The organism is Pseudomonas sp. TUM25319, from assembly GCF_056388475.1.
The window spans coordinates 6,245,248-6,257,169 of the sequence record NZ_CM150751.1 but is presented as its reverse complement, the minus strand read 5'-3'; the positions used below and the strand labels follow the sequence as shown (position 1 = coordinate 6,257,169).

At 64.3% G+C, this 11,922-nt stretch carries 12 protein-coding genes; 5 read left to right on the top strand and 7 right to left on the bottom strand.

The features are described from left to right. Window position 1: 1 nt before the first annotated feature. A complete protein-coding gene (ybeY, locus tag AC05QJ_RS28255; RefSeq protein ID WP_476744495.1) occupies window positions 2-496 on the bottom strand; it encodes an rRNA maturation RNase YbeY in 495 nt (164 codons plus the stop codon). Further along, window positions 489-1,487 carry a PhoH family protein gene (locus AC05QJ_RS28250; protein ID WP_476744494.1) on the bottom strand — a complete coding sequence of 333 codons (999 nt, stop codon included), beginning with the start codon at window positions 1,485-1,487 and terminating at the stop codon, window positions 489-491. The genes ybeY and AC05QJ_RS28250 overlap by 8 nt, the downstream gene beginning before the upstream one ends. Window positions 1,488-1,726: 239 nt before the next feature. Between AC05QJ_RS28250 and AC05QJ_RS28245 the strand changes: the two genes are divergently transcribed. Beyond that, window positions 1,727-2,053, top strand: a complete 327-nt coding sequence (locus tag AC05QJ_RS28245) for a DUF1820 family protein (RefSeq protein WP_476744493.1) — start codon at window positions 1,727-1,729, stop codon at window positions 2,051-2,053. Window positions 2,054-2,056: 3 nt separating this feature from the next. On the opposite strand, the gene AC05QJ_RS28240 is transcribed toward AC05QJ_RS28245, so the two are convergent. From AC05QJ_RS28240 to AC05QJ_RS28225, 4 genes are all read right to left on the bottom strand, one after another. Further along, complete coding sequence (locus AC05QJ_RS28240) at window positions 2,057-2,605, bottom strand: tetratricopeptide repeat protein (RefSeq protein ID WP_476744492.1); 549 nt, start codon at window positions 2,603-2,605, stop codon at window positions 2,057-2,059. 213 nt (window positions 2,606-2,818) lie between these two features. After that, entirely contained in the window at window positions 2,819-4,102 is a 1,284-nt protein-coding gene (gene hemL / locus AC05QJ_RS28235) for a glutamate-1-semialdehyde 2,1-aminomutase (protein ID WP_476744491.1), read from the bottom strand. Between the two features lie 16 nt (window positions 4,103-4,118). Then, window positions 4,119-4,745, bottom strand: a complete 627-nt coding sequence (gene thiE, locus AC05QJ_RS28230) for a thiamine phosphate synthase (RefSeq protein WP_476744490.1) — start codon at window positions 4,743-4,745, stop codon at window positions 4,119-4,121. Between the two features lie 27 nt (window positions 4,746-4,772). Beyond that, the gene (locus AC05QJ_RS28225; protein WP_476744489.1) at window positions 4,773-5,570 is read right to left on the bottom strand and encodes a hydroxymethylpyrimidine/phosphomethylpyrimidine kinase; all 798 of its coding nucleotides are present in this window, start codon (window positions 5,568-5,570) and stop codon (window positions 4,773-4,775) included. A 259-nt stretch (window positions 5,571-5,829) separates the two neighbouring features. Here AC05QJ_RS28225 and AC05QJ_RS28220 point away from each other — a divergent pair, with 259 nt between their 5' ends. The 4 genes from AC05QJ_RS28220 (at window position 5,830) to AC05QJ_RS28205 (ending at window position 11,721) form a co-directional block, all read left to right on the top strand. Next, on the top strand, window positions 5,830-7,803 hold the full coding sequence (locus AC05QJ_RS28220; protein ID WP_476744488.1) for a sensor histidine kinase: 1,974 nt from the start codon (window positions 5,830-5,832) through the stop codon (window positions 7,801-7,803). Window positions 7,804-7,884: 81 nt separating this feature from the next. After that, on the top strand, window positions 7,885-9,537 hold the full coding sequence (locus tag AC05QJ_RS28215; RefSeq protein WP_476744487.1) for an acyl-CoA dehydrogenase family protein: 1,653 nt from the start codon (window positions 7,885-7,887) through the stop codon (window positions 9,535-9,537). A gap of 66 nt (window positions 9,538-9,603) precedes the next feature. After that, a complete protein-coding gene (gene amn, locus AC05QJ_RS28210; protein ID WP_476744486.1) occupies window positions 9,604-11,076 on the top strand; it encodes an AMP nucleosidase in 1,473 nt (490 codons plus the stop codon). Window positions 11,077-11,082: 6 nt separating this feature from the next. After that, window positions 11,083-11,721 carry a pseudouridine synthase gene (locus AC05QJ_RS28205; RefSeq protein WP_476744485.1) on the top strand — a complete coding sequence of 213 codons (639 nt, stop codon included), beginning with the start codon at window positions 11,083-11,085 and terminating at the stop codon, window positions 11,719-11,721. Here the strand turns inward: AC05QJ_RS28205 and AC05QJ_RS28200 are convergent. After that, the gene (locus tag AC05QJ_RS28200; RefSeq protein ID WP_476744484.1) at window positions 11,696-11,902 is read right to left on the bottom strand and encodes a DUF2788 domain-containing protein; all 207 of its coding nucleotides are present in this window, start codon (window positions 11,900-11,902) and stop codon (window positions 11,696-11,698) included. The genes AC05QJ_RS28205 and AC05QJ_RS28200 overlap by 26 nt on opposite strands. Window positions 11,903-11,922 lie beyond the last annotated feature (20 nt).

Below are 11,922 nucleotides of genomic sequence, written 5' to 3'. Positions count from 1 at the left end.
GTTACTCGTGATCCTTGCAGATTTCAGTGTGTGGGGTGTCGTCTTCGTCGTCGGCGTACGGGTCCGGATGACCCAGTTCGGCAAGCAACGTTCGTTCCAGTGCTTCCATTTCCTCGGCCTCATCGTCTTCGATGTGGTCGTAGCCCAGCAGGTGCAGGCAGCCATGGATGACCAGGTGCGCCCAGTGGGCCTCGAGGGATTTGCCTTGCTCGGCGGCTTCGCGCTCGACCACCGCGACGCAGATCACCAGATCGCCCAGCAGCGGGATATCGAGCATGTCGTCGGGTACGTCGGCGGGGAAGGACAGTACGTTGGTGGCGTAGTCCTTGTGCCGGTAGGTGTGATTCAGTTCGCGACCCTCGGCCTCATCCACCAGGCGGATGGTCATTTCCGAGTCGGCACTGCGCTGGCGCAGGGCCAGCTCGCACCAGCGCCGGAACAGGGCTTCATCGGGCGCGGCCGCATCGGTCGCGATCTGCAGGTCCAGTTCAAGCATCGCGCGGGGTGCCTTCAACCTTGGCCTGCTGGCTGTCGAAGCGCTCGTAGGCTTCGACGATGCGTTGCACCAGCGGATGGCGCACAACGTCCTTGGGCTGGAAATGGGTGAAGCTGATGCCCGGTACATCCTTGAGCACCTGAATGACATGCGCCAGGCCCGACTTGGTGCCACGCGGCAGGTCGACCTGGGTGATGTCGCCGGTGATCACGGCGGTGGAGCCGAAACCGATACGGGTCAGGAACATCTTCATCTGCTCGACGGTGGTGTTCTGGCTTTCGTCGAGGATGATGAAACTGTTGTTCAGGGTGCGGCCGCGCATGTAGGCCAGCGGTGCGATCTCGATGACCTGGCGCTCGATCAGCTTGGCCACGTGCTCGAAGCCGAGCATTTCATACAGGGCGTCGTACAGCGGACGCAGGTACGGGTCGATCTTCTGGGCCAGGTCGCCGGGCAGGAAGCCGAGCTTTTCGCCCGCCTCGACCGCCGGACGTACCAGCAGGATGCGCCGCACCTGTTCGCGCTCCAGCGCGTCCACCGCGCAGGCCACGGCCAGGTAGGTCTTGCCGGTACCGGCCGGACCGATGCCGAAGTTGATGTCGTTGCCGAGGATTTCCTTGACGTAGCGTTGCTGGTTCAGCCCGCGCGGGCGAATGGCGCCCTTGCGCGTGCGCAGCGACACGCTGACTTCGTTGACGGCCTGGTTTTCCAGGGCTTCGACGGACGATTCCTGAAGGAACAGGTGGACCATTTCCGGGGACAGCTCGGTGGCCTTGGTCTCGCGGTAGAGACGGCGCAGCAACTGTTCGGCGGTGGAGGTGACCTGGGGTTCGCCGATCAGCTCGAACTGATTGCCGCGGTTGCGGATCTCGATGGCCAGGCGCTGTTCGATCAGGCGCAGGTGCTCGTCGAACTGGCCGCACAGGTTGGCGAAGCGATGAGCCTCGAAGGGCTCGAGAATGAAACGATGGGGTTCGATAGGTGCGTTCAAGGTTGTTTTAAGCCGCCCTTGGGCAAGAAATATGAGCTCAAGAATAACTCCAGCCGCGTGACCGCGAAAGCGCTGAAACGATCAAGGGTTATCGGCACCGCTGCCGGTTCCGGATTGTCGCAGCACAAGTTGACGATACGGTGATGGGCGGGAACGCCCGGGAACCGTTCGCGGCAGTCCCGCGCGAGGCCCTGTGGTATGATCCGCGCCCTCTTTGATTGCGACCTTTTCTGCCAAACATGACCAAGCGCGAAGCCCCCATCTACAAAGTGATTTTCCTCAACCAGGGTCAGGTATTCGAAATGTACGCCAAGCAGATCTACCAGAGCGATCTGTGGGGCTTCCTGGAAATCGAGGAGTTCGTTTTCGGTGAGCGCACCCAGGTCGTGGTCGATCCGAGCGAAGAAAAGTTGAAACAGCAGTTCGAAGGCGTGACTCGCAGCTTCGTGCCGATGCATTCGATCGTGCGGATCGATGAGGTTGAGCGCCTGGGTACTCCGAAGATCAGCGACGCCAAGGGCGTCAGCAATGTCATGCCGTTCCCGATGCCGATGCCGGAAAAGTAAGACTCAGGGAAGCGGCGAGAACGGCGTGCGCCCGTCGGCGTTCTGCAGTTCGAGCAGGTACTTGCGGAAGATCTGGCCCAGTACCTGGGTGGCGTGTTCCAGGTCGTCGCGCTGCATCTTCTCGGAAACCTCGTCGGCTTCGTCCAGCGCATCTTCGGCGCCATTCACCGCAGCCATCTTCAGCAGAATGTAGGCCTGGACGTTGTTGGCCGGAACGCCTTCGCCGCGGGCGAACATCATTCCCAGCTTGAGTTGCGAGTCGGCGTGCCCCTGCAGCGACGCCTGCTCGAAGTAGTTCAGGGCCTGGTTGAGCTCGCGCGGGGTGTTCTTGCCGTCGTAGTAGAACTCGCCCAGTTCGTATTGGGCCTGGGCATCGCCGGACTGGGCGACCTGCTTGCAGCGGGCCACGGCGTCGGCGAGTTCTTCGGGGGACGTATTGAGCGTGCAGCGGCCCGTGGTGGGGATCAGCAACGAGTTACCGCCCGCCATGGCCAGCAGGGGCTGAAGTAGCAACAGGCAGCCCAGGACGAGGGCGCGGCCGGCGCGGTTCATGGTGATCGACTTACCTCTGCAAAGCTGCGGCCAATATGTGTCTGGTGGCACATTATGGGTTAAGCAGCGCCAACCTTACAAAGTCTTTACCAGAATTTCTGCCAATGAGACGGAATTCGGTGGCACGACTGTAGCGAAATCCAATGAAACGGGGGCGAAAGTCTTACAAGCCGGCAGCTTGAAGACGTTCGCCCCCGTGGTCGTCCGGTTCGCTTACTTCAGTTTGGCGAACGCACGCTCTGCGGCGTCGAGGGTGATCTTCAGTTCGGTTTCGCCGTGGGCGATCGAGGTGAAGCCGGCCTCGAAGGCGCTCGGCGCCAGGTACACGCCGCCTTCCAGCATCAGGTGGAAGAAGCGCTTGAAGCGCTCGACATCGCTGCCCATCACGTCGTCGAAGGTGACGATATCGTCGGCACCGGTGAAGTACAGGCCGAACATGCCCCCTGCCTGGGTGGTGACGAACGGTACGCCCGCGGCATCGGCGCGTTGCTGCAGGCCGTCCAGCAGGCGGCTGGTGAACGCGCTCAGCTCATCGTGGAAGCCCGGGCGGCTGATCAGCTTCAGGGTGGTCAGGCCGGCCGCCATGGCGAGCGGGTTGCCGGACAGCGTACCGGCCTGGTAGACCGGGCCCAGCGGGGCGATCTGTTCCATGATGTGGCGCTTGCCGCCGAAGCAGCCCACCGGCATGCCGCCGCCGACGATCTTGCCGAAGGTCGACAGGTCCGGGGTGACGTTGTAGTGCGCCTGGGCGCCACCGAGGGCCACACGGAAGCCGGTCATCACTTCGTCGAAGATCAGCACCACGCCGTGCTGGTCGCACAGGCTGCGCAAGCCTTCGAGGAAGCCCGGGGCCGGCGGCACGCAGTTCATGTTGCCGGCCACCGGCTCGACGATGATGCAGGCCACATCCTTGCCGACGTCAGCCAGCATGCTGGCGACCGCATCGATGTCGTTGAACGGCAGGGTCAGGGTGTGTTTGGCGAAGTCCGCCGGAACGCCGGCCGAGCTTGGCACGCCCTGGGTCAGCAGGCCCGAGCCGGCTTTCACCAGCAGGCTGTCGGAGTGGCCGTGGTAGCAGCCTTCGAACTTGATGATGCTGTCGCGACCGGTGAAACCACGGGCCAGGCGAATGGCGCTCATGGTCGCCTCGGTGCCGGAGCTGACCATGCGCACCATTTCCATGGAAGGCACCAGCGAGCAGACCAGGTCGGCCATCTCGGTTTCCATGGCGGTCGGTGCACCGTAGGACAGGCCGTGTTCCAGTTGCTTGCGCACCGAGGCCAGTACGTCCGGGTGGCTGTGGCCGAGGATCATCGGGCCCCAGGAGCCGACGTAGTCGACGTAGCGCTTGTCGTCTTCGTCAGTGACGTAGGCGCCTTCGGCGTGCTTGAAGAACAGTGGGGTACCGCCGACGCTGCGGAAGGCGCGAACCGGCGAGTTGACGCCGCCGGGGATATGTTTCTGGGCGTTGGCGAAGAGGGTTTCGGAACGGGACATGGCAGTCTCTCGCAAATCAGATACGGGGGAAGAGGGCGTTGAAGGCACGTGCGCGGCGGGTGACTTCTTGCGGGCTGTCGGCACCGAACAGGCCATGGACGACCGCCAGCAGGTCGGCACCGTGCTCGACCAGCGGCGTGGCGTTGTCCAGGGTGATGCCGCCGATGACCGCCACCGGCAGCTTGATCCGGGCCTTGGCCTGCTGGATCAGCTCGAGGTTGGCGGCGGGCGCGCCGGGCTTGGTCACCGAGTTGAAGAAGCGTCCGAAGGCGACATAGCTGGCGCCTTCGCGGGCGGCCTGTTCGGCCAGCTCTAGTTGTGCATGACAGGTGGAGCCGATGATCGCCTCGCGGCCCAGCAGGGTGCGCGCCGGGGTCAGCGGACCATCGGTTTGCCCCAGGTGTACGCCGACGCCCAGGCGTGCAGCCAATTCGGCGTCGTCGTTGATGATCAGGCGGGTCTTGTAGCGTTCGCACAGCTCACGCAGGGCCTCGGCCTCGCGCAGGCGCTGGGCCTGGTTGTCGCTCTTGTCGCGGTATTGCAGCAAGGTCACCCCGCCTTCCAGCGCGGCTTCGACATAAGACAGAAACCGTCCGGCCAGCAGTTGGCTGTCGGTGATGGCATACAGACCGCGTACCTTCATTACAGGCGCCTCACAGCAATCAGTGTTTCAGGAGCAGAAGTCCAGGGGCAGGCGACGGGGCACGAACTGGCCCTTGCCCAGTTGCTCGGCGTCGCGCAGGGTGCGCCAGGTGTAATCCAGCGCCGATCGCACCGCGCTCTGCAGTTGTTCGCCAAGGGCCAGGCGACCGGCCAGGGCGCTGGCCAGGGTGCAGCCCGAGCCATGATAGCTGCCCGGCAGACGCTGGCAGGTCCAGGTGTGCTGCTGGCCGTCGCGGCTGTAGAGGCGGTTGTGGATTTCGGTTTCTTCGCCGTGACCACCGGTGATCAGCAGGTGTTTGACGAAGGGCAGGAGTTTTTCCGCGCACTCGTCGGCGGTGCCTTCCGGCAGTTCGGCGAGGATGCGTGCTTCAGGCAGGTTCGGCGTGGCGATGGCAGCCAGTGGCAGCAGGCGCTCGCGGATGGCGAAGCCGACCTCATCCTTGCCCAGGCGGCCACCGCCGCCGGCGCGCAGCACCGGGTCGCAGACCACTGGCAGGTGCGGATGGGCACTGAGCAGTTCGACCACGGTGTCGACCATTTCCAGCGAGCCGAGCATGCCCAGCTTGACGGCGGCGACCTCGGAATCGGCCAGGACGATATTGGCCTGGGCCAGCACCCACTCGCGGTCGAGCACGCGGAAATCCTGAACATTGACGGTATCCTGAACGGTCAGGGCGGTCACGGCCGGAGCGGCGTGACAGCCTTGCGCGATCAGGGCTTCGATATCTGCCTGCAAGCCGGCGCCGCCACTTGGGTCGTGGCCGGAGAGACAGAGGACAACGGGGCGGGAGCTGTAGGTATTCATGGTGCGCGAGCTTACCACCAAACGCTTTTGCCGGGTCTGCCGCGAAAAGAGAGTTTTCTGATCGATTGATCAGGTAATGCCGTGTTTTTCTCTGAAAGTGCCGTTCTAGAGCGGCTGATATGAAATTTCCCGCAAGCGCTGGCGGCTTCAAACCGCTATGCTAGTGTGCTTTTAAAATGACATCAGGCGCTGCCGGATCACGTCGTCTCAAACGGACAGGAGGCGTCACGACGGACCGAGCGGGCCATGCCGGGGCTGTATGCGCTATCTGCTGATCCTTCTATTGAGCTGGCTGCCGTTGCTGGCCAGTGCCGTGGAGTTCGACGACTCGACCCGAAACCTGCCCCTTGGCCGCGTCATGCAGGTCTACGAAGACCCCGACGCCAGTGCGTCCATTGCCCAGGTCAGTTCGCCGGCCTTTGCCAGTCGTTTCCGCCCGCACCAGGCCGATGTGCTCAACGCCGGTTATTCGACCTCGGCGTTCTGGCTGAAAATCGACCTGCATTACAACGCCATGCCCTTGGCCGCGCCGCGCACCTGGCTGCTGGAACTGGCTTACCCGCCGCTGGATCATCTGGAGCTTTACCTGCCCGACGCCGATGGCGTGTACCGGCTGGTGCAGCGCACCGGCGATGCCTTGCCGTATTCCAGCCGGCAGATTGAACAGGGCAATTACCTCTTCAAGTTGCCGCTGCAGCCCGACCAGGCACTCACCGCCTACCTGCGTCTGCAGAGCGAGGGTTCGGTGCAGGCACCGCTGAGTCTGTGGTCCACCGACGCTTACCTTGAAGCCCAGCCGGCGAAGATCTACGTGTTCGGGCTGATCTATGGCGTACTGCTGGGGATGCTGGTCTACAACCTGTTCATCTATATCAGCGTGCGCGACACCAGTTACCTCTGGTACATCCTTTACATCGCCTCTTTCGGCCTTTACCAGGTCTCGGTCAACGGTGCGGCGGTGGCCTATTTCTGGCCGGACAGTCCTTGGTGGGCGAATGCTGCGACGCCGCTGTTCATCGGGGCGGCGGGGCTGTTCGGCTGCCAGTTCGCCCGCAGTTTCCTGCAGATGGCCCGCCACAGCCGGGCGTTCGATCGCGTGCTGCAGGGGCTGGTGCTGTGCTCGGCGGTGGTGATGCTGATGTCGCTGGCCTCCAGCTACGGTCTCGCCTTGCGCCTGGCCACCGCCCTGGCGCTGGCCTTCACGCTCTGCATCTTCGCCGCCGGGCTGTTCGCCTGGTGGCGCGGGATGCGCGTGGCGCGTTATTTCATCATTGCCTGGTCGGCGTTTCTCTTGGGCGGACTGGTCAACACGCTGATGGTGCTGGGTTACCTGCCTAATGTATTCCTGACCATGTACGCCAGCCAGATCGGTTCGGCACTGGAAGTCGCGCTGCTGTCGCTGGCCTTGGCCGACCGCATCAACGGCATGCGTGACGAGCAGGCGCGAACCCTGCGCGAAGCCGGTCACAAGCTGGAGCAACTGAACCAGCAACTGGCTCGCAGCAACCGCCTCAAAGACGAATTCCTTGCCACCGTGACCCATGAGCTGCGCACACCGATGAATGGCGTTATCGGCTCGCTGGAACTGATGCAGACCATCCCCCTGGACGACGAACTCGGCCAGTACCAGCACACCGCCAGCGTTGCGGCCCAGCACATGATGCGGATGGTCGACGATATCCTCATCCTCACCGAGCTGCAGGCCGGCCGTATCAGTGCCCGGTCCGAGCCATTCAGCCTGCGGGGCTTGTTGCACGAGTTGCGTGCGCGGTTCCTGTCGGCGGCGATGGAGAAAGGCTTGCTGCTGAACCTGGATATCGCCGACGGTTTGCCGGATCGCCTGCTTGGCGACCGGCAGAAACTGGCGCTGTGCCTGGGCTATCTGCTCGACAATGGCATCAAGTTCACCCAGCGCGGCGGGGTCAACCTGATGGTCCGGGGCCACGCTCAGGGTCCGCGCCTGGCTCTGACCTTCAGCGTTCGAGACAGCGGGATCGGTTTCGCCAGCCTGGGCGATACCCTGCTGTATCAGCGCTTCTTCCAGATCGACGGCTCCATGAGCCGCGAGTACGGCGGGCTCGGCATCGGCCTGGCGATCTGTCGCAATCTTGCCGATCTGATGGGGGCGAAGCTGCAGCACAGTTCGGTGCCGGGGCAGGGCAGTTGCTTTGAGTTGAGCGTGGCGCTGGCGGTACAGGTGCCCGCCGACAGAGGACAAATCACCCCGGGTTAGGCGTTTTTGTCACTTTTTGTCGGGGGCGGGGCGTGATTCACTGAATTTTTCAGACACGTCCTATCGATCAGGAGCCCTCGGATGAACCTGCATCAGTACGCTGAAACCCACGACGTCACCAACCAGCCGCCGTCCCTGGACGGCGCCAACCTGTACCGCCTCGACCTGCCGCTGCAGGAATGGGGGCGGCGCTACGGGGCCGGATGGGCCGAGTCGCGGATCGATGCCTACGGTGCCCTCGCCGGGGGCCCGCTGATGGAAGCGGGCTTTCTCGCCAACCAGAACAAGCCGCAATTCAGCAGCCATGACCGGTATGGCCATCGCATCGATCTGGTGGAGTTCCACCCCGCGTACCACCAGTTGATGCGTACCGCCATCGAGCACGGCCTGCCCTCGCTGCCCTGGACCGACCCTCGTGAAGGCGCTCACGTCGCCCGTGCCTCCATGACCTACCTGCACAGCCAGGCCGAGGCCGGCAGTGGTTGCCCGTTGACCATGACCTTCGCCGCCGTGCCGGCCCTGAAGCTGCAGCCGGAGCTGGCGCAATACTGGCTGCCCAAGGTGCTCGCCACCGACTACGACCCGCGCAACATCGGTGACCGGCACAAGGCTGGGGTCACTATCGGCATGGCCATGACCGAGAAGCAGGGCGGTACCGACGTGCGCGCCAACACCACCCGGGCGTATCCCGTCGGTGCACCGGGGCCGGGCCAGGCCTACGAACTGGTGGGCCACAAATGGTTCTGCTCCGCCCCGATGTGCGATGCCTTCCTCACCCTGGCGCAGACCGAAAAAGGGCTGAGCTGTTTCCTTTTGCCGCGCCATCGTCCGGACGATCAGCGCAATCAGTTCTACGTGCAGCGGCTGAAGAACAAGTTGGGCAACTGGTCCAACGCTTCGAGCGAAGTGGAGTTCCGCGGTGCCCTGGCCTGGATGATCGGCGAGGAAGGCCGTGGCGTGCCGACCATCATCGAGATGGTCGCCATGACCCGCTTCGATTGCATGGTCGGCTCCAGCGCGCTGATGCGCCAGGCGCTGACCCAGGCCGCGCACCACTGCGCCCACCGTCAGGTCAGCGGCCGTCTGCTGGCGGAGCAGCCGCTGATGCAAAACGTTCTCGCCGACCTCGCCCTGGAAAGCGAAGCCGCGCTGGCCCTGAGCCTGCGCATGGGCCACGCCCTCGACCACCTCGATGACCCGCACCAGGCCCGCTTCGCCCGCCTGGTGACGGCGGTAGGCAAGTACTGGATCTGCAAGCGCGCCCCGGCCATGATCAACGAGGCCGCCGAGTGCATGGGCGGCGCCGGCTATGTTGAAGACAGCATCCTGCCGCGGCTCTACCGCGAAGCGCCGGTCAACTCCACCTGGGAAGGCTCGGGCAACGTGCAATGCCTGGATGTGCTGCGGGCGCTGTCCAAGGAGCCCGGCGTGCTCGACAGCCTGTTCGTCGAACTGGGTGACGGCCATGGCGATCCGCGTCTGGCTGCGCACATCGGCAACCTCAAGGCTGCCTTCGCCGACACCGGCGACATCCAGTACCGCGCCCGGCAACTGGTGGAGGACATCGCCGTCGGCCTGCAGGCCAGGCTGCTGCTGGAAGCTGGCAACGCCACGGTGAGTGATGCCTTTATCGCCGGCCGGCTCGGTGGCGGTGGGCGCGTCTACGGCAGCCTGCCACGAGGTGTGGACGTCGCGGCGCTGGTGCAGCGCTCGACGCCGGTCTGGCCGCTCTGAACGGGCGTGCCTTTGCGCGCGGATGTAGGCAAGATGGAAACCTGCATGTCAGACAGGAAGTAACCCGTGAGCCGTTTTGATGAAGCCTTCGTTGTCGTAGAAACCGCCGAGCAAGCCGTCGATCGTCTGGCGGCCCTGCACGAAAGTGCGACCTCTGCCCTGAGCCAGGCGCTCAAGCGCTACCTGAAGGACCGTACCGAGCCGGACGCGGACGAGCGTGCGCTGTTCCGTTATCCCGAATTGCGCCTGACCTACCAGCACAATGGCGAGGTGCCGGCGACCACCCGCGCCTATGCCAAAGTGCAACTGCCGGGCACCTACAGCGTCACCGTGACCCATCCGTCCGCCTTCCGTGGCTATTTGCTGGAGCAACTGCGGCCGTTGATGCAGGACTTCGCCGTGACCGTCGAAGTGGGCGTCAGCGAGCAGAACATTCCTTATCCCTACGTGGTCGAGCAGGGCGACGAGCTGGCCGGCACCGGCATCACTGCCGCCGCGCTGGCACGGGTGTTCCCGAGCACCGACCTGTCCGCCGCCACCGACGGCATCGCCGACGGCCTGTACGACTGGGGCACCGCCGAAACCCTGCCGCTGGCGCTGTTCGACGCTGCCCGCGTGGACTTCTCGCTGCGCCGCCTGGTGCACTACACCGGCAGCGACTGGCGCCATGTGCAGCCGTGGATCCTGCTGACCAACTACCACCGCTACGTCGACCAGTTCATCAGCCACGGCCTTGAACAATTGCGCGACGACCCGCGTTTCGTGCGCATGGTCCTGCCGGGCAACGTCATCATCGAAAAGGCCATGGACAATGGCGAAGCCCAGGCACTGGTGGCCGGGGTGGTCTGGCACCGCTACCAGATGCCGGCCTATCACCTGATCGCCGCCGATGGCGACGGCATCACCCTGGTCAACATCGGCGTCGGCCCGTCCAACGCCAAGAACATCACCGACCATCTGGCCGTGCTGCGTCCGCACTGCTGGCTGATGATCGGTCACTGTGGCGGCCTGCGGCAGTCGCAGACCATCGGCGACTATGTGCTGGCCCACGCTTACATGCGCCGTGACGGCATCCTCGACCGCGTGGTCCCGCCGAACATCCCCATCCCGGCCCTGGCCGAGGTGCAGATGGCGCTGCAGGAAGCGGCGGCGCAGGTCACCGGCGAGCGTGGCGACGAGCTGAAAAAACGCCTGCGCACCGGCACCGTGCTGACCTACGACGACCGCAACTGGGAACTGCGCTGGGCGCAGGAGCGGCCGTTGATCAACCTGTCGCGGGCCGTCGCGGTGGACATGGAAAGCGGCACCATCGCCGCCCAGGGCTATCGCCTGCGGGTGCCGTACGGCACGCTGCTGTGCGTCTCGGACAAGCCGCTGCACAGCGAGATCAAGTTGCCGGGGGCGGCCAACGCCTTCTACAACCGCGCTGTCAGCCAGCACCTGAAGATCGGCATCGCCGCGCTCGACCTGCTGCGCACCGAACTGAACTCGCTGCACTCGCGTAAACTGCGCAGTTTCGACGAGCCGCCGTTCCGCTGAGGCCCCATGCCGTTACCCCCTCGCAACACGCCGCGCCGCCCCGCGGCAAAACCCGCCGGTCCGCGACGCCAACCCAAGGCGCCGCCGGCCGAGCCGCGGTTGATCCTGTTCAACAAGCCCTTCGACGTACTGACCCAGTTCAGCGACGGCGAGGGGCGGGCGACCCTCAAGGACTTCATCGCGGTGCCCGGTGTCTATCCCGCCGGTCGCCTGGACCGAGACAGCGAAGGCCTGCTGCTGTTGACCAATGACGGCCAGTTGCAGGCGCGCATCGCCGACCCGAAGCACAAGCTGCCAAAGACCTACTGGGTGCAGGTGGAAGGTGAGCCGAGCGACGAGCAGCTCCAGCGCCTGCGCGACGGTGTCGAACTGAACGACGGCCCGACCCTGCCGGCCAAGGCCCGGCAACTGGACGAGCCTGAGCTGTGGCCGCGCAACCCGCCGGTACGTTTTCGCAAGAGCGTGCCGACCGCCTGGCTGGAATTGATCATCAAGGAAGGACGCAACCGCCAGGTGCGAAGAATGACCGCGGCGGTGGGCTTGCCGACCCTGCGTCTGGTACGGGTCAGGATCGGCGACTGGACACTGGACGGGCTGGAACCGGGCCAGTGGAAGGACGCTACTGGTGCAGCTCGATCCAGGTGATCACCACGCTCTTGATGATGAAGGCGAGGATGCCCAGGCCGAGCACGAAGAACAGGATGAAGGTGCCGAACTTGCCGGCCTTGGACTTCTTCGCCAGGTCGTAGACGATAAAGCCCATGAAGGCGATCAGGACGGTGACGAGGATGGTCATCATCCACTCTTCGAACAACACAGGATCCATCGATTTTCTCCGGCAGCGTG